We start from the raw sequence: 22219 nt of genomic DNA on the forward strand, positions 1-22219 counted from the left end.
CTTATTCCACCGTTACAGCCGTACCGCATGCCGTAACCATCAACATGCTGCCACTGCCTCCTACCGTTTCATAGTCCAAGTCTACACCAATCACGGCATTGGCACCCATAGCACGGGCATGTTCTTGCATCTCGCGCAAGGCTATATCTTTAGCTTCGCGCAGCACTTCTTCATAAGAGCCACTTCGCCCACCCACCACGTCGCGGATGCTGGCAAAGAAATCGCGGAATACATTGGCACCGATAATCGTTTCACCGGAAACGATGCCATAATAGCGGGTGATACGTCCACCCTCAATAGTCGGGGTTGTTGTTACTAACATAATTCATTTTTTTAGTTGTTGACATATTAGACGCAAGGAATGAAAGAAAGGTTGCAAAGCTTTGCTTTGGTCAGAACATCCGGCTGACACGAACTATACCTGCCACCAGCACATCTATCTCCTCCCGGGTATTGTAAAGCCCGAAAGATGCACGCACTGTTCCTTCGATGCCAAGACGCTGCATCAATGGTTGGGCACAGTGATGTCCCGTGCGTACGGCAATGCCAAGACGGTCGAGCAATGTACCCATATCAAAATGATGGATATCACCTACCAGAAACGATATGACACTACCCTTGTCTTCTGCCTCGCCGAAGATACGCATACCGGGAATCTCTTTCAGCCGTTGCATGGCATACTGGGTCAATTCGTGTTCATAGGCGGCAATCTTGTCCATCCCAACCAGCGAAACGTAGTCCAAAGCTTTGGCAAGTCCGGTAGTACCGATATAATCCGGCGTACCGGCTTCAAACTTGAAGGGCAATTCATTGAAGGTAGTCTTTTCAAAAGATACATGCTGAATCATCTCTCCACCGCCCTGATAGGGAGGTATTCTATCCAGCCACTCCTCTTTACCATAAAGCACCCCTACCCCCGTAGGACCATACACCTTGTGCGCAGAGAAAACGAAGAAATCGGCATCCAGATCCTGCACATCTACCGGCATGTGGGGAATGGACTGGGCACCGTCCACAAGCACCGGAACACCCTGCTCATGGGCAAAAGCAATCATCTCCTTGACGGGATTGACCGTACCCAGCACATTGGAAACATGCGCCACACTGACAATCCTGGTACGTTCGGAGAACAACTGCCTATATTCGTCCAATAAGAGTTCGCCCTTGTCATTCATCGGAATCACCTTGATGGTAATTCCACGCTTGGCGGCAAGCAGCTGCCAGGGAACAATGTTGCTATGGTGTTCCATCACAGAAAGAATCACCTCATCCCCCTCCTGCATAAATTCCTCACCAAAGCTGGAGACAAGCAGGTTGATACTCTCCGTCGTACCACGGGTGAAGACAATCTCATTCGTGCTGCGAGCATTGATGAAACGTCTCACCGTCTCACGCGAGGCCTCGTGCAGCTCTGTAGCCTGCTGCGACAGGAAGTGCACTCCGCGATGCACATTGGCATTCACCGAATAATATTCGTCCGTAATGGCATTTACTACCTGGCGAGGTTTCTGCGTAGTCGCGCCGTTGTCCAGATAGACCAACGGCTTGCCATATACCTCACGGGAAAGGATAGGGAAATCAGCTCGAAGCCTCTCCCCCAGCCCCTCTCCCATAGGGAGGGGAGCCAAGATACTACTCTTATTTATATCGTTGTTCATAATGAATCGAAATTATAAGCTATCACTTGCAGATGGCGCACCCCTGGCATTTGTTCAGTTCCCCCCGGAAACGCTTCTCTACCAGCAGATGCAGACGGTCTTTCAAAGCATCCAAACGGATGGTGTCGATAACTTCGTTGACAAAAGCGAACATCAGCAACAGGCGCGCCTCGCGCACCGGGATACCACGCTGCCGCATATAGAAGAGAGCGCTTTCATCGAGCTGCCCCACCGTAGCGCCGTGACTGCACTTCACGTCATCTGCATAAATCTCCAGCTGAGGCTGGGTGTACATATGTGCATCTCGGGTGGCACAAAGATTGCGGTTGGTCTGTTGCGAACTGGTGTGCTGTGCGTCAGGGCGCACTAAAACCAGACCGGCAAAGGCACCTACAGCCTGCTCGTCAAGGACATACTTATAAAGCTCATTGCTGGTACAGTTGGGCACGGCATGGTCGATTGTCGTATGATTGTCCACATGCTGATTCTTGTCTGCAATGGCCATACCGCACAGATTCAGCTCCGCATGTTCACCGACAAGCGTCACACGGGTTGTATTCCGTGTAGTTCCGTTGTGCAAGGTCATACCATTCAGCAATACATTACTATTGGCTTCCTGCTTTACATACATATTGCTGATACGTACCGTACTGGTGTGTGTCTCTTCGAGTTCATAAAAATCGAAAATGGCATTCTCACCGGCAAAGATTTCTATCACCTGCGTTGCCAGGAAGTTCACGCCGTCCATCGCATGATCACACACCAACAAGCGGGCTTGTGCACCCTCCTCCAGAATAATCAGCACACGGCGGTTCACCATAAAATTGACGTCACCACGCAGGATATTCACCAGCTGAATAGGTTTCTCTACCACCACGTTCTTAGGAACATAAAACAGAACGCCGTCTTGTGCAAAAGCGGTGTTGAACGCCGTCACCCCATCCTCTGCCGTATCAGCCAACTTGCCATAATATTTCTTCACCAAATCGGGATGTTTCCCGGCCACCTCCTTCAGGCTGCCGAAGATAACCCCTTCAGGCAGATGGGACTTGGGCAAAGCCCTGCCATAAAAAGCATCGTTCACCACAAAATAAAGAGCAGTGCTCATATTGGGAACATCGCACTTGAACACTTCATAAGGGTTCACCGGAATTTCCAACCGGTTCAAGTTCAAGCCATAATCCGGCTCAAAGAACTTGCTGATATCCGTATATTTGTATTTCTCCTCCTTACGGGTGGGAAAGCCCAAGCGCTCAAAGTCAGCAAAAGCAACGGCACGCGGCGCATTCAGCACCTCGGCACTATGCCGGCATATCATCGCCTCCGTTTGGGAGAAAAGGTCTATGTATTGTTGCTCTACACTCATGTTTTCAGATTATGAGTTTATAATTCACCTGCTTCTTTCCTTATCCAATCGAAGCCACGTGTTTCAATCTCCTTCGCCAATTCCGGTCCACCGGTCTTTACGATACGTCCACCCAGCAGTACATGTACCGTATCGGGTTTGATATAGTCCAACAACCGCTGGTAGTGGGTAATGACCATAGCACTGGTTTCCGCAGTCTTGAGTTTGTTGAAACCGTCGGCCACAATACGCAAAGCATCCACATCCAATCCGGAATCCGTCTCGTCCAAAATAGCAAAAGTCGGTTCCAACATCGCCATCTGGAATATCTCGTTACGCTTCTTTTCACCGCCGCTGAAACCTTCGTTCACGCTACGGTTGGCCAGCTTGTTGTCCAACTCCACAATGGCACGCTTCTCGCGCATCAGCTTCAGGAACTCACTGGCCGACAAAGCAGGCAGATGGCGGTACTTGCGTTGCTCATTCACAGCCGCACGCATGAAGTTCACCATCGACACGCCCGGAATCTCTACCGGAGCCTGGAAAGAAAGAAAGATTCCTTCATGTGCACGGTCCTCAGGACTCATGGCAAGCAAGTCCTTGCCATTAAAGGTAATTGAGCCGCGCGTCACTTCGTAAGCAGGATGGCCAACCAACACATTACTCAACGTACTTTTACCAGCACCGTTCTGTCCCATCAGTGCATGTACTTCTCCATCACGTATGGTCAAGTTGATGCCTTTCAATATTTCTTTGCCATTGATGCTGGCATGCAGGTCTTTTATCTCTAACATCTTTATATTTACTATTTGACTATTTACAATTTACTATTTATAAATCACCCCACGCTTCCTTCCAGCGAAATGGCAAGCAATTTCTGCGCTTCTACGGCAAACTCCATCGGAAGTTTATTCAAAACTTCTTTGGCATAACCGTTCACAATCAGCCCCACGGCATCTTCCGTAGAAATACCGCGCTGATTGCAGTAGAATATCTGGTCCTCACTGATTTTGCTGGTAGTGGCCTCATGCTCCACGATGGCCGTTTCATTGTGAATATCCATGTAGGGGAAAGTATGCGCGCCGCATTTGTCACCAAGTAGCAAGGAGTCGCACTGGCTGTAATTACGAGCATTGTCCGCTTTCTGTGCCACGCGCACCAAGCCGCGGTAAGAGTTTTCGCTCTTTCCGGCAGAAATGCCTTTGCTCACAATGGTGCTCCGGGTATTCTTGCCCAGATGAATCATCTTTGTTCCCGTGTCTGCCTGCTGATGGTTATTGGTTACTGCCACACTATAGAACTCCGCTGTCGAATTGTCGCCGGAAAGGATGCAAGACGGATACTTCCAGGTAATGGCCGAACCTGTTTCCACTTGTGTCCAAGACAGTTTACTGTCCACCCCTTTACAATGGCCACGCTTCGTCACAAAGTTATAGACACCACCCCGGCCCTCGGCATCACCGGGATACCAGTTCTGCACGGTGCTGTATTTCACTTCTGCACGGTCGTGCACCACAATTTCCACAATGGCCGCGTGCAACTGGTTCTCGTCACGCATCGGAGCCGTACACCCTTCCAGATAAGAAACGTACGAATCATCATCCGCCACAATCAAGGTTCTTTCGAACTGCCCCGTATTGCGGGCATTGATGCGGAAATAGGTGGACAACTCCATCGGACAGCGTACCCCCTTCGGGATATAGACAAAAGAACCGTCGGAGAACACCGCCGAGTTCAGTGCCGCAAAGAAGTTGTCACGATAAGGCACCACCGAACCGAGATATTTCTGTACCAAGTCGGGATGCTCGCGTACAGCCTCGCTGAATGAGCAGAAGATGATTCCTTTCTCCATCAGTGTCTCCTTGAAGGTAGTCTTTACAGACACCGAGTCCATAACGGCATCCACAGCCATACCGCTTAACGCCATCTGTTCTTCCAGCGGAATGCCCAGCTTATTGAAAGTCTTTATCAACTCAGGGTCTACCTCATCCATGCTTTTCGGTCCTTCCTTCTTCTTCGTAGGGTCGGCATAGTAGGATATGGCCTGATAATCTATTTCGGGAATGCGGAGATGTGCCCATGTAGGCATCTCCAATGTCAGCCAGTGGCGATATGCCTTCAGGCGGAACTCCAGCAACCATTCCGGTTCTCCCTTCTTCTCAGAGATAAGCCGCACTACATCTTCATTCAGCCCGCGCTCAATGATGTCTGTATGCACGTCGGTCGTGAAACCGTACTTATACTTCTCCTGAGTGAGTTCCTTTACATATTTATTGGGTTCTTCTTGTTGCATCACTTCTATAATTACAAATTATGAATTACAAAATCACGGTTCACGGTATCAGTCAAAGTCTCCGTTTACAATCTGCTCCGTAACCGCCTTTGCCGCGGGAAAGAATATCCCGGCAAACTCTTCCATAGGATAATATAACACTGATTCTTTCTTTTTTGTTTTGCTAATCAGCGTATTGTCTCCGTCTATAAATTCGATGACACCAATCAGCAGGCTCGTCAGCAGGAGGTACTTCAAAGCCCCTAGACCAGCCCCCAACCAATGATTGAGCCAGCCCAGCGAGACGGCCTCCATTGCCCGGGTCAGCAGAGAAGCCACCAGGGAGAAGAGCAAAGGAACAGCCAGCCAGATGAGGACAAATGCCAGTACTTGCGCCACTGTCATAGAGTCTGTCAACGTGGGGCACAGCTTCACTGCCAACGAGGCATACAAAGCCCTTGCCGCCAGCAGACCGACAATCAGCCCCAGCAGAGAGGCCAATTGCTTCACGAAACCTTTCATGAAGCCGATGATTGCGCCCAAGCCGAAAGCAGCCAATATGATGATATCTATAATTGCCATAAAATTAATGTACCAATGTGACAATATGCTAATGTGCCAATATGCTAATGGGTCAATGAGCAAATAACTAATATGCAAAATGTGCCAATTGCCCTGCGGCATTTTCTGTACGCGCAGCCAATTGGCACATTAGCATATTTGCACATTATTCAATTATAATGTTTGCTTCACTTCTATTTCTTCGTAAGATTCGATAATATCGCCCACCTTGATGTCGTTGCAGTTTGTCAGGCTGATACCGCACTCGAAATTGGTACCTACCTCCTTCACGTCGTCCTTGAAGCGCTTCAGGGCATTGATGGCACCCGTAAAGATTACGATACCGTCGCGTATCAAACGGGCCTTGTCGCTGCGTTTCACCTTTCCGGTCTTGACCATGGCACCTGCCACCAGTCCCACCTTCGTGATGTTGAACACTTCGCGCACCTCGATGGTTGCCGTTATCTGCTCCTTCAATGTCGGTGCCAGCATACCTTCCATGGCAGCCTTCACCTCTTCGATGGCATCGTAGATGACGGAGTACTTGCGGATATCCACACCCTCCTGCTCTGCCATCTTGGCGGCAGCACCCGAAGGACGTACCTGGAAACCGACGATAATCGCATCCGAAGCGGCAGCCAGCGAGACATCCGATTCGGAAATCTGACCGACACCCTTGTGGATTACGTTTACCTGCACCTGCTCCGTAGACAGCTTGATTAAAGAGTCGCTCAACGCTTCCACAGAACCGTCCACGTCACCCTTCACAATCACGTTCAGCTCATGGAAGTCACCCAGCGCCAAACGGCGGCCCACTTCGTCGAGCGTCAGCATCTTCTGCGTACGCAAACCTTGTTCACGCTGCAACTGTTCGCGTTTGTTGGCAATCTCGCGTGCTTCCTGCTCCGTTTCAATTACGTGGAACGTGTCGCCAGCAGCAGGTGCACCGTTCAAGCCCAATATCAGGGCAGGTGTAGAAGGACCAGCCTCCTGCATGCGTTGGTTACGCTCATTGAACATAGCCTTCACCTTACCGTAGCTGGTACCCGCCAGCACGATGTCGCCCATTTTCAAGGTACCGTTGGAAACGAGTACCGTAGCCACATAGCCACGACCCTTATCCAATGAGGACTCGATAATGGAACCGGTAGCACGGCGGTTCGGGTTTGCTTTCAGCTCCAGCATTTCTGCTTCGAGCAGCACTTTCTCCATCAACTCGGGTACACCGATACCCTTTTTGGCAGAGATATCTTGCGACTGATACTTACCGCCCCACTCTTCCACCAAGAAGTTCATGGCAGCCAGCTCTTCCTTAATCTTGTCGGGGTTGGCAGTCGGTTTATCAATCTTATTGATTGCAAATACAATAGGAACACCCGCAGCCATGGCATGGTTGATGGCTTCCTTTGTCTGCGGCATCACGTTGTCGTCAGCAGCCACAATGATGATGGCAATATCCGTAGCTTTGGCACCACGGGCACGCATGGCGGTAAACGCCTCGTGGCCCGGAGTATCGAGGAATGTAATCTTACGTCCGTCGTCCAGCGACACGTGGTAGGCACCGATGTGCTGTGTGATACCACCCGCTTCACCGGCAATCACATTCGCCTTACGGATATAGTCGAGCAATGAAGTCTTACCGTGGTCTACGTGACCCATCACCGTTACAATCGGAGCGCGAGGTTCCAAATCTTCCTCATCATCCTCTTCCTCTACGATGGCCTGCGCCACTTCTGCGCTTACATATTCTGTCTTGAAGCCGAATTCCTCAGCCACCAAGTTGATGGTCTCGGCATCCAGACGCTGGTTGATGGATACCATCATACCAATGCTCATACAAGTGGCGATGACCTGAGTAACAGAAACATCCATCATGCTTGCCAACTCGTTGGCCGTCACGAATTCCGTAATCTTCAGTACCTTGCTTTCTGCCATTTCCATGTCTTCCAATTCCTGCATACGGCTGGAAGCCATGTCACGTTTTTCCTTACGATACTTGGCACCTTTGTTCTTTCCTTTGGAAGTGAGGCGTGCCAAAGTTTCCTTTACCTGCTTTGCTACATCTTCCTCGCTAACCTCCTGCTTGATGACCGGCTTCTTGAAGCGGTCCTTATTGCGGTTGCGGTTATTATTGGCATTGTTTCCACCAGGCTGGTTTCCACCTTGCGGGCGGGCACCCTGACCTTGCTGGGCACCAGCGTGTCCACGGTCGTTGCCACCACGCTGGAAGTTGGAAGCATTGTTGATGTCCACTTTCTCCTTATTGATACGGACACGTTTCTTCTTGCCGTTGGCATCGCCGGCAGCGGTATCCTTCAACTTGCTGTCATCACGGCGGATTTCCTTGATGATAGCTTCCTTCATCTGCTTCTTCTGATCCTGGCGAATCTTTTCCTTCTCTTCACGCTCCTTGCGTTTCTCCTCTTTCGATTTCTTCTTTGGGCGTGTGGATTGGTTCAGGGCCGCCAAGTCTATCTGTCCGATGACATTAATCTTCGAAACAAACTCAGGCTGATGTATCTTGAAGATTTCTTCTCCTTCTTCTTTCCCCTCTTTTTCAACCGGTGCTTCTTCAGCTGCCGGTGCGGGAGCAGGCGCTTCTATCATTTCTTCCTTTTTAGATTCTTGTTGAGCCTCTACAACCGGAGCAGGCTCTTCCTTGACAACGGGTTGTGGCTGCGGTTCCGAAACGGGCTGCGGCTCGGGCTCAGATGCCGGCTGTACCTCCGGTTGCGACTGTGGTTCCGGTTGGGGAGCAGGAGCAGGTTCCGGTTTCGGCGTTTCTACAACTGCCGGTTCCTCCACCTTCTTCTCCTCTACCGCTTTTTCCGCTTCTTTCTCTTTTTCCTGAGCAGGAGCAGGTCTACGGTTCAGTTTGTCCAAATCAATCTTGCCTACCGGCTTGAACTTCGGACGTGCGTCTTCCGGAACAACCGTCTTAATCTCCTCGGGCTTCGCTTTCTCCTGCGTTTCCCTATAGCCGTCAATAGACACGGACGCCTTGTTGCGGTCCTTGCTCTGACGTTCCTGGCTGAAACGCTCCGACTTTATCTTAAGGTCCTTATCTGTACTAAACTCCTTTTTGAGCAGTTCGAACTGTTCATCCGTAATTTTTGTGTTCGGATTTGCCTCAACGGTAAATCCCTTCTTTTGCAGGAACTCGACAGCCGTCGTAATCCCTACATTTAAATCTCTTGTTACTTTGTTTAACCTTATCGTCATACTAATTTAATGAATTAATGTGCCAATATGCTAATGTGCTAATTGGCTGAGAAAAAAGGAGTGTGCACTTCATCCGATATGCTATCTGCATTGGCACATTAGCATATTACCCACATTACCACATTACTGCTCCTCCTCTTCAAACTCCTGTTTCAAAATGCGCAATACCTCGTCCACCGTCTCTTCTTCGAGGTCCGTCTTCTCAATCAACATCTCACGGGGAGCGTTCAACACAGCCTTAGCCGTATCGATACCGATAGCCTTGATGGCATCGATAACCCAACCGTCTATTTCATCACGGAATTCGTCCAAGTAGATGTCTTCATCCTCTATGGCCTCATCCAACTCACGGAACACGTCGATGGTGTACTCAGTCAACATACTGGCAAGCTTGATATTCAAACCGCCTTTACCGATAGCCAGCGACACCTCTTCGGGTTTCAAGAACACTTCAGCCTTGCGTTCTTCCTCGTTCAAGCGGATGGAAGAAATTTTGGCAGGGCTCAAGGCACGCTGTATAAACAACTGGATATTGGACGTATAGTTGATAACGTCGATATTCTCGTTGCGAAGCTCGCGGACAATACCATGAATACGGCTACCCTTCACACCCACGCAGGCACCTACCGGGTCGATACGGTCATCGTAGCTCTCAACGGCAATCTTGGCACGCTCGCCGGGGATGCGGGCAATCTTCTTGATGGTAATCAGTCCGTCATTGATTTCGGGTACTTCCATTTCGAACAGACGTTGCAGGAAGACGGGCGACGTACGGCTCAGGATAATCTTCGGATTATTATTCTTGTTGTCCACACGTGCAACTACGGCGCGGGCGGTCTCGCCCTTGCGGTAGAAGTCACTCGGTATCTGTTCGGTCTTGGGCAGCAACAATTCGTTGCCTTCATCATCGAGCAGCAGCATCTCTTTCTTCCAAATCTGGTAGACTTCCGCATTGATGATGGTACCCACTTTATCAATGTATTTGTTGTAAATACTATCTTTCTCCAGTTCCAATATCTTGGAGGCCAGCGTCTGGCGCAAGTTCAAGATGGCACGGCGACCGAAGTTCGCGAAGATAACTTCATCCGTCACTTCCTCGCCCACTTCATAAGAAGCATCAATCTTTTGTGCTTCGGACAATGCGATCTGCAGGTTCGGGTTTTCCAAATCCTCGTCTGCCACTACCTCACGGTTACGCCATATTTCGAAGTCACCCTTGTCCGGGTTTACAATTACGTCGTAATTCTCATCGGTACCGAACATTTTCGCAATCACACTACGGAACGACTCCTCGAGTACGCTTACCATCGTGGTTCTGTCGATATTCTTCAGTTCCTTAAATTCCGAAAATGTATCTATCAAGCTGACAGTTTCTACTTTTTTGGCCATAGTCTTATTTAAAACTGATTAAGTATTTAGTGTATTTTATCTCTTCATACGTAAAGGTCAAGTCCTCATCCACCAGCTTGGGACGCTTGGCACCTTCCTCTTTCACTTTCTTCTGAATGGTCACGACGAAATGCTGTTCGTCGGCTTCCTTCAACACGCCGCTGAGCTTGCGGCCGTCCTTTGCCAGCACTTCCACTTCCTTGCCGATGTGGTTAATGTACTGCTGCAGTACCTTGAAGGGCTGTCCGATGCCGGCCGAACCGACTTCCAACTCATAATCCTCATCCTCACGGTTCAACTTGGACTCGATGTAGCGGCTCAGCTCTACACAGTCCTCAATCCAAACACCTTCTTTGTGGTCTATTTCCACCAAAATCTTGTCATCCGGGCTGATTGTCACCTCCACAAGGAAGTAGTCCTTTCCTGCCAGCCACTCGTCAACAATCTGACAAACAGTTTTCTTTTCTATCATAGATTAACCATTAGGAACAAAAAAGAGGAGCTTAATCGCCCCTCCACCTTTCATCCGTTTTCGCTTGCAAAGATATAAATAATCTGTTCGACTACAAAATATTAGAGAAAAAAAGATTGATTTAACGGTTCAAACGAGAATTATATTACAGACACGCCCTTTCAACACTTCAAGATAAAGTGTAAAACATATAATCTTATGAGACAGAAGCTTATACTTTATGAAATGAATTATCACGTTCCATACTGCATGAGATGCACATGTCAAGCACAACGAGATGCACATCTCGAACAACATGAGATATACATCTCATGCGTACAATCTCTATTGTTTCAGGAAAAGAAGTAAGGAGGTACAAGCGGAAAAAAGATACTGTTGAAAGACAACGCGGAAAAATAAAAGGCCGATAGCTTGTTTCATGCTATCGGCCCTTTTACTATGGTTCTAAAGGTCTAAAAGACCTTATCGTATCACTTATTCGGAGTCTCCCACTTCTTGGTATCCGTACAAACCACGTTCACAGTCTGGTCACCCGTCTGGATGCGGAAGTCACCTTTCTCCAGAATCCACTTGCCATCATAGCCTACGAAAGCAAGGTCGGAGCCTTTCAGTTTCAGAGTCACGGTCTTTGTCTCGCCCGGTTTCAGTTCCACTTTCTCGAAAGCGCGAAGACGGCGGGTATCGGGAGTAAGGGAGGCAACGAGGTCACTGCTGAAGAGCAACACGCTCTCCTTGCCGACACGGTCACCGGTATTCTTCACATCAACGGTGAAAGTAAGCACATCATCAGCGGTAAAGTCCGACTTATCCACCTTGAGGTTGCTGTACGCAAAGGTGGTATAGCTCAAACCGTAGCCGAACGCCCACTGTACGGACACCTGCGCGTCGTAGTTATAAGCGCCTTCCATCTGCTTGCCGATGTGTTCGCACGGTTTGTAGTCGTACGTAATCAGCGAGTTGATTTCCTTCGGATAAGTGAAAGGCATCTTTCCGCTGAAGTTGGCGTCGCCGGCAATGAGGTTTGCCAACGCATCGCCGCCGTAGTTGCCCGGAAGCATGGTGTTGACCACAGCCTTTGCCAAAGGCTCGATGTCGGCTATCAGGCGTGGACGGCCCTCGTTCAGCACCAGAATGACGGGCTTGCCGGTCTTGGCAAGAGCCTTCACCAGGTCGAGCTGGTTCTGTGAGAGGAAGAGGTTCGTCAGGTTACCCGGAGTCTCGCAGTAAGAGTTCTCACCGATGCAGGCAACGATGTAGTCGGCACCGGCAGCGGCAGCTACGGCTTTCTCTATCTCAGGAGCATTCTCTTCCCACCAGTTGCCACCTTGCTTATAAGTGACACCGGCTTCGTAGATGATGTTGTCCGCACCGAATTTATTGGTGAAAGCCTCGAGGATGGTATTATATTGGCCTGCATGCTCGTCTGCCTTGTCACCCTGCCAAGAGTAGGACCAGCCGCCGTTGAGGCAACGCATGGAGTTGGCATTCGGACCGGTAACCAGCAGTTTCTTGCCTTTTGCCAGCGGCAGTATGCCGTCTGTGTTCTTCAGGAGTACCAAAGACTCTTCGGCAGCCTGGAGTGCGGCGGCGGCATGTTCCGCACTGCCGAACAGCGGGAAGTCTTTCAAATCATAATAGGGTTTCTCAAACAGATTGAGGCGGTACTTCAGGCGCAATACGCGGCGCACCGCATCGTCAATGCGGCTCATGGGGACTTCGCCTTCTTCCACCAGCTCCTTCAGGAGTGTGCAGAACTTCCAGTCGTACGGGTCCATCGACATGTCGATGCCGGCATTGATGGCGAGCTTGATGGCTTCCTTCTTATCCTTGGCTATGTGGTCGCGGCTATAAAGGTTGTTGATGTCCGCCCAGTCAGTCACAATCATACCGTCCCAGTTGAGGTCTTCTTTCAGCCACTTGGTCAGCAGCTCATAGTTGGCATGGAAAGGCAGACCGTTGTTCATGGCGGAGTTCACCATCACGGAGAGGGCACCTGCTTTCACCATTTCCAGATAAGGAGCGAAATGCTTCTCACGCATATCCTGCTCGGTGATGGAAGACGGCGTACGGTCCTTACCGGAAACGGGAACACCATAACCCATATAGTGCTTCATACAAGCGGCAACGTTGTTCTCGCCAATCAGGTTGGGGTTCTCGCCCTGGAAACCGATAACTGCTTCACGTCCCATTTCGGCATTGACGTAGGCGTCTTCACCATAATTTTCCCACATACGAGGCCAGCGCGGGTCACGTCCGAGGTCGGTCACCGGGGCATACGTCCAGGGAATGCTTCCCGCCTTTGTTTCATAAGCGGAGATGCGTGCACCTTCACGTGTCAGTTCACGGTTGAAGGTAGCTCCCATATTGACGCCTTGCGGGAAGAAAGTACCACCCAGCGTATAGGTAGTTCCGTGTATCTGGTCTACACCGTACACACAAGGAATACCCATCACCTCCATGGATTTCTCCTGAATGCGTTTGATGATTTCCTGCCACTTCTCCACGCTTTGTGCCACACCGTTAGGCACGTTCAAGATGGAGCCTACTTTGTATTTTCCGATGACAGAGTCGAGCATCGCCTCGTCCAACTGGAAGCCCTTGGCATTCTCAATACCCTGGATACGCATATAGAGCTGCATCATCACTTCTTGCGAAGGCATCTCCTTACCCAGCTTGAACTCTTTCTCTAACTTATACCTCTTGACGATTTTCTTCAAATCATCTACAGTTATATCTTTCGGATTGAGACCGGCAAAAGGATTGGCGCGTTTCTGCAGGAGGTCTATGGTGAGTTCGCACATCTGACCGACTTTCTCGTCAAGCGTCATCTTCTTCAGCAAAGTCTCAATCTGCTGTTCTATTTTCTCGTCTCTTGGAATGGCAGGCGCAACAGTGGTCTGCGCCGTAGAAGTAAGTACTAACCCTGATAGGGCTAAAGATAAGATTAACTTTTTACTCATGGTTGTGATATTGGTTTATAATAGTTGCACTATCTGTTTATACGAGGCACAAAGATAAGAACATCCTGCCATACCAAAGGGTACAACAGGATGTTTTTTAGGGTATGATTTGTTATTTTTTCAGACAATCCAACTCTCATCTCTTCAAGAGGCTCATCGGTTCCTGAAGTTTCAGGATGTTGTTCGTCTTCTGCGTTGCGGCAGCTACTTCAGCCTCCAGCGTAGCCTTGATGTCGCGTGAGGAAGCCCCGACGAGGAACTTGTAGTTTCCGGGAGTTACCACCCATGCCGATGCAGCCTCATCGTAGGAAGCCAGGTCATCAGCATTCACTTTCAGCGTCACCACAACCGCTTCGCCCGGTTTCAGCTCCTTGGTCTTGGCAAAAGCCTTCAGTTCCTTTTCGGGCTTGTTGGCAGCAACATCGGGAGCGGATACATAAAGCTGAACCACTTCCTTGCCTGCTACCTTACCGGTGTTCTTCACTTCTACAGACACGGTATAGACACCGTTGTCTGCCTTGACAGCAGCCTTGTCGTAAGCAAAAGTGGTATAGGAAAGACCGTAACCGAAAGGATAGGAAACCTGCTTGCCAAAGGTGTCGAAGTAACGGTAACCCACGTAAATGTCCTCTTCGTAATTGGTATAGTCCACGTTCTTCACGTCGTTCTTCTTCCCGCCTTTGTTCATGAGGTCGGTGCTCACACGCATGTCTATCGGGAAGTTGTCGGAAGAAGCGGCATCTTCAAACTTCACCGGGAAAGTCATTGTCAGCTTGCCCGAAGGAGAAGCCTTGCCACTCAGCACGTCAGCCACACTGTTTCCTCCCTCCTGGCCTGCCTGCCATGCACAAAGAATGGCATCGGGAGCAGATTTCCAAGAAGCAGTTTCAATCACACCACCGATATTGAGCACTACCACTACCTTCTTTCCGGCAGCGTGGAAAGCATCGGACACAGCTTTCAACATGTTCTGTTCCTCTTTGGTGAGGTTGAAGTCGGCTACCATACGGTCAAGGAACTCACCGGAGGTACGTCCCAGCGTCACCAGTGCCACATCGGCCTTGGCAGCCTGCTCGCGGATGACTTGTGCGGAAACAGCCATCTCAGCCGGACGGGTATCGGGCATGAACCACTCTTTCTTATCTTTGGACAGACGTTCTTTCTCGGTTTTCAGGTAAGCTTCATAGCTATTCTTCAGCGCTTCATCCACCACATAGCCGGCATTCTTCAAGCCGTCCAATAGCGAAACGGTATAAGCGCGGTTCACGTTGCCCGAACCTGTACCGCCTGCAATGAAATCGTAGGAAGTGCAACCGAAGAGTGCCACGTTCTTCACGTCGGCAGCCAGCGGCAGAGCACCGTTATCGTTCTTCAGCAATACCATACCTTCCGTTGCCGACTGGCGAGTAACGGCAGCATGCGCCTTCAAATCAGGCTTGTTGGAGTATTTATATCCCTTGAAGTGGGGAGTCTGGAGAATCATCTCCAGAATACGCTTCACATTCTGATTGAGGATGGCTTCATCTAACGCTCCGTCCTGCACACCCTTCACGATGGCTTCGTACTGCTTGGGCAGACCGGGCTGCAACATGTCGTTGCCCGCCACCATCTGTGCCACAGCATCTTTACCACCGAACCAGTCGGTCATCACCATACCCTTGAAGCCCCATTCGTCACGCAGCATCGTTGTCTGCAACTCCTTGTTTTCCGAAGTATAGACACCGTTCAGGTAGTTGTATGAGGACATCACGGTCCAAGGAGCGGATTCCTTCACGGCAATCTCGAACCCTTTCAAGTAGATTTCGCGCAAGGCGCGTGGAGATACATGCGCATCCGTAGCCATACGGTTGGTTTCCTGGTTGTTCACAGCAAAGTGCTTGATACTGGTACCCACACCGTTGCTCTGCACACCACGTACGTAGGCGGCGGCAATCTTACCCGACACCAACGGGTCTTCGGAATAATACTCGAAGTTACGTCCGCAAAGCGGGTTACGGTGAATGTTCAGCGCCGGAGCCAACAGCACGTCCGCACCGTATTCCAGCACTTCGTTACCGATGGACTGACCTACACTTTCCACCAGTTCCTGGTCCCAGGTAGAGGCGAGCAAAGTTCCGATAGGGAAATGAGTACAATAGTACGTAGCCGAATCCCCCTCACGCTTGGGGTCGATACGCAGTCCGGCGGGACCATCAGCCAGCACCACAGCGGGAATGCCGAGGCGTTCAATCGGGTATGTGGTTCCTGCCGCACCCGGCACCAGCTTTCTCGTTGCACCGATTACGGCACTGTCACCCGAGAAACCTGCCATACCGGTACCCACTACCAGATGCGCCTTTTCCTCCAAGGTCATGGCGCCAATCACCTCATCCAGAGAGGACTTTCCAAGCTGCGGCACACCCGGTCCGCAAGCTGACAAAACAGCCATTGCTGCTGCCATGGATATGATATTCTTCTTCATAATCTTATTTAAATATCTTCGGTGCGAATTCTGTCAGGTAAATACGCCAGTTCTTCCAGATATGACCTTCTCCGGTTTCATAATATTCATATTTGTAACCCTTCTCGTCCAACATCTTGCGGTAGTCGTTATTGGCCTGGAACAAGAAGTCTTTATTACCGATAGCGATGTAATAGAGTGCCGGTTTCTTGGCAAACTGGGTTTTCAGTTTGACTTCAAGGTTGTCATAAATCGGAGACTTCACATCTTTGTTGGGCATGATGGCTGCCGAGAACAGACCTACATAGTCGAACATATCCGGATATTGCTTGGAGATGTGCATGGAGTGGTAACCGCCCATAGACAATCCGGCAATGGCACGACCCTGCTTGTTGGCCTGCGTACGGTAAGTCTTATCAATGAACTTCACCACGTCGGGGAAAGCAGTCTCGAAAGAGCCTTCCATCGTCTTGGGCAGATTCATGCTGGGAGCGGCAAAACCCAGTGACGATTCACCCGGAGCAGCCTCCAACGCAGCGTTACCGTTGGTCATTACTACAATCATCGGCTTGGCCTTGCCTTGGGCGATGAGGTTATCCAGAATCTGTGCCGTACGTCCCAGTTCGCTCCATGCGTTCTCGTCGCCACCCATGCCGTGTAGCAGGTAGAAGACGGGGTAGCGCTTGCCGCTTGTCTCATATCCGGCAGGCGTATAGACAGTCAGGCGGCGGTCCATACCCAGCGTAGGGCTGTTGTACCATACCTTAGATACCGTTCCATGAGGAACCTTATTCACTTTGTAGAGATCGATGCGCTCGTCACCACCGATGATGAATACATTCGTCACGCTTGCCACGTCTCGAATCATATAGACGTTGGCAGGGTCGTTAATCTTCAGTCCGTCTACCAGGAAAGTGTAGCTGTAGAGTTCTGGTTTCAGCGGTTCGGGAGTAGTGAATTCCCACACACCGTCCTTGTTCTCTTTCAAATCTGCCACACCCGGACCATCAAACTCACCAAAAGGAGTCTTGATTTTCTGCGTAGGCAGGAAGTCGCCAGTTACTTGCACCTTTACGGCTTTCGGCGCCTTCAAGCGGAAAGTTACTGTATTGTTGTCGTGTATCTCAGGTGAGACCACGGGAGCGCCTCCCCAGAGAGCTTGTTGCGCGAAAGTCATCGCACACATCAGCAACAGAGCTGACAAAATAGAAATTCTTTTCATGATACGTATGTTATTTTGTTATTAAATTAGTTATACCAAATCCTCTTATTTGAACAACTTCGGCGCGAACTCCGTCAGATAGATTCGCCAGTTCCTCCAGATATGTCCCTCGCCCGTTTCAAGATACTCGTACTTATAACCATTGTCGTCAAGCAACTTGCGAAAATCGGCCACACCTTTATAAACAAAGTCCGTCTTGCCGCATGCGATGAAGTAAAGAGCCGGTTTCTTGGCAAACTGAGTCTTCAGCTTACCTTCGAAGTCGGTATAGACCGGACAAGTCGATTTATCGTTTCCGGTACTTGCACCGGAGAAAAGACCTACATAGTCGAACATGTCCGGGTAATACTTGGAAATATTGCAAGAGTGGAAACTACCCATAGAAAGCCCGGCAATGGCACGGTTCTTCTTATTGGCAAGAGTGCGGAAATTCTTCTCCACGAACTTCACGATTTCGGGGAACGAGAGTTCAAAAGCACCTTCCGCCACCTTCGCTCTTTCGTCGGGACGCATGGAGGGGGCAACAAAACCCTTGGGAGATTCACCTGCAGCAGCATCTTGCCAAGCATTGCCGTTAGTCATCACCACAATCATAGGTTTAGCCTTGCCTTGTGCAATGAGATTATCCAATATCTGCGAAGTACGGCCAAGAGCAATCCAAGCTTCCTCATCACCACCTGCACCATGAAGCAGATAAAATACCGGATAACGCTTGCCGCTGGTTTCATAACCAGCCGGAGTGTAAATCGTCAGACGGCGGTCCATTCCCAGCGAAGGACTATTGTACCACATGCGACTTACCGTTCCATGGGGTACCTTATTCACTTTATACAAATCGGCACGGTCACCACCGATGATAAATACATTGGTCACGGTAGCCACATCCCGAATCATGTAAACATTGCTCGGGTCCATCATTCTCAATCCGTCCACAATAAAGGAGTATCCATAAAGTTCCGGCTTCAATGGTTCGGGAGTAGTAAATTCCCAAACGCCATCCTTCCCCTCTGTCAAATCGGCAATGCCCGGTGCATCATAATCGCCACGAGGAGTCTTAATAGTTTGTGGAGGCAGAAAATCACCGGTAATCTGCACCCTTACAGCCTTAGGAGCTTTCAAGCGAAAAGTAACCGTGTTGTCGTCATGAATATCAGGAGAGACAACTGCCGCACCTCCCCAAAGAGCTTGCTGTGCAAAAAGGGTGACACAGCAGACCAGCAGCATCGCTGCCAAACTTAATAATCTTTTCATAATTTCTTATATTAAATGAATTAGCTTCTTGTTATTTAGCAAAGCAGCGACTTACAAAAGGCAGGCACATATAAAGTGCCGAATGCCAATATTCGCTGGTATGTCCGCCATCCCGCACACGGAACTGGCAAGGGATACCGGCATTACGCATCGCCTGGAAAAACTCTATATTACGGTCCAGCAGAAAGTCATCGTCTCCGCAATCCACAAACCACTGTACAGTACGAAGCTGTGCCTTACGCGCAACATCTGCCTCAGCCACATACCTGATGCAACTATGCTCCTGCACAGAACGCGTCAGTACAGCCATCTTGTTTGTGGGGTCGGGGTCTCTTCCCACCTCCTCACCACTAACGGGGATGTTCATCAAAGCACTCATAGCATAAGCAGCACAATACATATCCGGATAGCGCTGTGCATAGCTTGCCGTTCCACCTCCGCCCATAGAAAGTCCGGCAATGGCACGATGCCGCTTATCACCTTTCACCCGGTAAGTCTTCTCTATATAAGGAAGGAACTCCTTATAGAAGAAATCTTCGTAAGCCCAGCCCGGCATGTTGAAGTAGCCGTTCCAGCAAGTAGCCGGATTGCCTCCGGCATTAGGGCTGACGATAATCATCTCGCAAGCCTCGCCCGATGCCACCAACTGGTCCATCACGTCCTTCACACGTTGGTCTGTAAACCAACTGGTATTCACCCCCGACATGCCGTGCAGCAAATAGAGGATAGGATATTTCCTATCCGTTTCATTGCTATAGCTTTGCGGCAGATAGATGGTGTAGGCACGGTGTGCTTTCAATACCTGGCTGTAGATGCTGTCGGTCACTACCTTGCTTTGCGGTCCCCATGCAGGATTTTGTGCATTTGCCATCCACAGCAAGCAGACGGCTAAAAGAGAGAGTATCAATCTTTTCATGGTATCGATTTAAAAATGTACTACAAAATAAGCGTTTTCCACTCTAAAACTAATTGATATATATCAGTTTTTTCACGCATATCCCCCTCATCTCTTCACCATCGGATACACAGCCACAGGCACTTGCGCCCGCATGGCATCATGCACTTTCTGCTTGCGTGCCTTTGTCACCCTCTGTACCGCTGTGCAACGCACATCGGCCGAAGATGCGGCAACCATCCACTGATATTCACCCTTAGCCAACTCCCAAGAGCTGTTTTTCTCATTAAAGGAAGCCATGTCCATCACGTTCCAAGTCAGAATCAGTGTCTGGCTCTCGCCCGGCTGGAGCAAGGCAGTTTTGCCGAAGGCCTTCAACTCCTTGGCAGGCTTGTCAAGTCCCCCATTCGGAGCTTTCACATAGAGTTGTACAGCTTCACGCCCTGCCACCTTGCCGATGTTCTTCACGCTCACTTTCAACTCACAGCGGTCGGCATCCATTTTGGCGTTCTCTACCGCATAGTCAAAAGCAGTATAGCTCAAACCATGACCGAACGGATAGGAAACCTCTTTACCGAAAGTGTCGAAATAGCGATAACCCACATAGATTCCCTCTTCATAGTTGGTGAAATCCACATTTTTCTCCGGTTCCTTCGGTTTCTCCTCTTTCTTTTCGGACTTGAAGTTCATGCCGGTACCCATAGCAAACGACGGCATCTTGAACTCGTAATCAAAAGGGAAGTTAGCATCCGACGGCGCATCGCCATATTTCACGGCAAACGTCATGGGTAACTTGCCCGAAGGATTCACCTTTCCGGTCAGGATGTCCGTGATACAATTACCCACCTCTTGTCCCGGCTGGAAGGCACAAACCACTGCATCTGCCAGTCCCTTCCAAGAAGCAGTCTCCACCGGGCTGCAGATGTTGAGAACCACCACCAGTTTCTTGCCTGCAGCACGATAAGCGGCAGACACTTGCTTAATCAGAGCCAATTCGTTCTCCTTCAGGAGGAAATCTTCCACACGGCGGTCACAGCCCTCGCCACTGACACGCCCCAGCGTAAGCACGGCAATGTCGTTGGCCTTCACTTGTGCAGCCAGTTCCTCGGCAGTGGGCAGGAACTCCTCGGCACGGGGCAGCGGAGTAAAGGCGAAAGGCGGTTTTCCGTGAGGAAAGAGCCGTTTCTGCTCGTCGGCCATATGCTTCTTGTAGCAGTTCAGCAATTCTTTGTCCACGATGTAGCCCGCATTGCGCAAACCTTCTACCATAGAAACCGTGTAATAGCCGATGCCCGTACTGCCAAAGCCCATGCCGGCAGGAACCATGTCATAGGAAGTAGTTCCATAAAGGGCCACTTTTTTGATGCCGGCAGCCATGGGTAGCGCCTGCTTGTTATCCAGCAGCACGATACCTTCCGCACCTATCTCACGGTCTACTTGCGCATGAGCCTCCAAATCGGTTTTATTGGGATACTCGTAGCCGGCAAAGGTATGGCTCTTGACCACAAACTCCAGCACACGCTTCACGCTGCGGTCGAGGAGTGCCAAATCCAGTGTACCGTTCTCTACGGCTTCCAAAATAGCTTTATACTGGCGGTCTTGCCCCGGTTGAAGCATGTCGTTTCCTGCTACGATGGAGGTCACGGCATCTTTTCCGGCATTCCAGTCGGACATCACCAGTCCCTTGAATCCCCATTCGTCGCGGAGGATGTCTTCTGTCAGTTCGCGGTCCTCGCAGGTATATTTGCCGTTCACCTTATTGTAGGCGGTCATCACGCTCCAGGGCTGAGACTCTTTGACAGCAATCTCGAAGCACTTCAAATACAGCTCGCGCAAGGGGCGCTGTGTCAGGCGAGAGTCGTTGTTATTGCGGTTGGTCTCCTGGTTGTTCACGGCAAAGTGTTTCAGGCAGGTACCTGTCCCCCGGCTCTGGACTCCATTGATATAGGCAGCAGCCATTTTACCAGCCAACACCGGATCTTCCGAATAATATTCATGGTTACGTCCGCAAAGCACATTTCGCATCAGGTTGACACCCGGTGCCAGCAACACATCCAAACCATAATCCTTCACTTCCATACCCAAAGTACGTCCCACCTTATGGGCTGCATCCGGATTGAAAGTAGCTGCCACCGTGGTGCTGGAAGGGAATTCCGTAGCATGATAAGTACGGCTGTCGAATTCCCGCTTGGCAGCCATCGCCAACCGGTGCGGTCCGTCGGCAAGATAGGCGGAAGGGATACCCAGTCGGGGAATGTCGTAAGTACGTCCCGCTGTTCCGGGAAACTTGGTATCACTTCCCATCGACATCCCACAACCGATGACGAGGTGTACCTTCTCTTCGAGGGTCATAGCACTGACCACTTCGTCGATATTGTCGGCACGCAGTCTGACTGACTGATTCGAACCGGTCGTCTGTGCAGTCAAGGCAGATGCCAGACAGAGTGAAAATAAAGTAATTGACAATCTTCTCATATATATTATATTTAAAAAGCCACAAAAGAAGCCCCCGTACAATTAGCTGATTCCCAC

15 protein-coding genes are annotated in these 22219 nt (G+C 50.1%); all 15 read right to left on the minus strand.

Annotated features, from left to right (window positions below; genetic code table 11):
- Position 1: 1 nt before the first annotated feature.
- The 15 genes from DXD65_RS13265 to DXD65_RS13335 all read right to left on the minus strand — a co-directional run bounded on the left by DXD65_RS13265 (position 2) and on the right by DXD65_RS13335 (position 22162).
- Complete coding sequence (locus tag DXD65_RS13265) at positions 2-322, minus strand: heavy metal-binding domain-containing protein (RefSeq protein ID WP_005824368.1); 321 nt, start codon at positions 320-322, stop codon at positions 2-4.
- Positions 323-392: 70 nt separating this feature from the next.
- A complete protein-coding gene (locus DXD65_RS13270) occupies positions 393-1613 on the minus strand; it encodes a cysteine desulfurase (protein ID WP_050756854.1) in 1221 nt (406 codons plus the stop codon).
- Positions 1614-1680: 67 nt separating this feature from the next.
- Entirely contained in the window at positions 1681-3024 is a 1344-nt protein-coding gene (gene sufD, locus DXD65_RS13275; protein WP_009037370.1) for a Fe-S cluster assembly protein SufD, read from the minus strand.
- A 17-nt stretch (positions 3025-3041) separates the two neighbouring features.
- Positions 3042-3797, minus strand: a complete 756-nt coding sequence (sufC, locus tag DXD65_RS13280) for a Fe-S cluster assembly ATPase SufC (RefSeq protein WP_005824362.1) — start codon at positions 3795-3797, stop codon at positions 3042-3044.
- Positions 3798-3841: 44 nt separating this feature from the next.
- Positions 3842-5296 (minus strand): Fe-S cluster assembly protein SufB, encoded by a 1455-nt coding sequence (sufB, locus tag DXD65_RS13285; protein WP_005824359.1) that lies wholly within the window; start codon positions 5294-5296, stop codon positions 3842-3844.
- 48 nt (positions 5297-5344) lie between these two features.
- Positions 5345-5857, minus strand: a complete 513-nt coding sequence (locus DXD65_RS13290; RefSeq protein WP_055288449.1) for a CvpA family protein — start codon at positions 5855-5857, stop codon at positions 5345-5347.
- Positions 5858-6010: 153 nt separating this feature from the next.
- The gene (gene infB, locus DXD65_RS13295; protein WP_057281899.1) at positions 6011-9058 is read right to left on the minus strand and encodes a translation initiation factor IF-2; all 3048 of its coding nucleotides are present in this window, start codon (positions 9056-9058) and stop codon (positions 6011-6013) included.
- Between the two features lie 123 nt (positions 9059-9181).
- Positions 9182-10447: a transcription termination factor NusA gene (gene nusA / locus DXD65_RS13300; RefSeq protein ID WP_005824354.1), complete on the minus strand. Its 1266-nt coding sequence runs from the start codon at positions 10445-10447 to the stop codon at positions 9182-9184.
- A gap of 4 nt (positions 10448-10451) precedes the next feature.
- On the minus strand, positions 10452-10919 hold the full coding sequence (gene rimP / locus DXD65_RS13305) for a ribosome assembly cofactor RimP (RefSeq protein WP_005824352.1): 468 nt from the start codon (positions 10917-10919) through the stop codon (positions 10452-10454).
- A gap of 470 nt (positions 10920-11389) precedes the next feature.
- Entirely contained in the window at positions 11390-13879 is a 2490-nt protein-coding gene (locus DXD65_RS13310) for a glycoside hydrolase family 3 N-terminal domain-containing protein (RefSeq protein ID WP_008661991.1), read from the minus strand.
- 136 nt (positions 13880-14015) lie between these two features.
- The gene (locus DXD65_RS13315; RefSeq protein WP_008661992.1) at positions 14016-16340 is read right to left on the minus strand and encodes a glycoside hydrolase family 3 C-terminal domain-containing protein; all 2325 of its coding nucleotides are present in this window, start codon (positions 16338-16340) and stop codon (positions 14016-14018) included.
- A gap of 4 nt (positions 16341-16344) precedes the next feature.
- Positions 16345-17541: an esterase gene (locus DXD65_RS13320; RefSeq protein WP_117887719.1), complete on the minus strand. Its 1197-nt coding sequence runs from the start codon at positions 17539-17541 to the stop codon at positions 16345-16347.
- A gap of 45 nt (positions 17542-17586) precedes the next feature.
- On the minus strand, positions 17587-18792 hold the full coding sequence (locus DXD65_RS13325; RefSeq protein ID WP_008661994.1) for an esterase: 1206 nt from the start codon (positions 18790-18792) through the stop codon (positions 17587-17589).
- Positions 18793-18823: 31 nt separating this feature from the next.
- Positions 18824-19708, minus strand: a complete 885-nt coding sequence (locus DXD65_RS13330; protein ID WP_008661995.1) for an alpha/beta hydrolase — start codon at positions 19706-19708, stop codon at positions 18824-18826.
- Between the two features lie 87 nt (positions 19709-19795).
- Entirely contained in the window at positions 19796-22162 is a 2367-nt protein-coding gene (locus DXD65_RS13335) for a glycoside hydrolase family 3 C-terminal domain-containing protein (RefSeq protein ID WP_005825856.1), read from the minus strand.
- Between the last annotated feature and the right edge of the window lie 57 nt (positions 22163-22219).

It is taken from the genome of Bacteroides sp. 4_1_36 (assembly GCF_003466325.1).
Classification (GTDB): Bacteria; Bacteroidota; Bacteroidia; order Bacteroidales; family Bacteroidaceae; genus Bacteroides; species Bacteroides uniformis.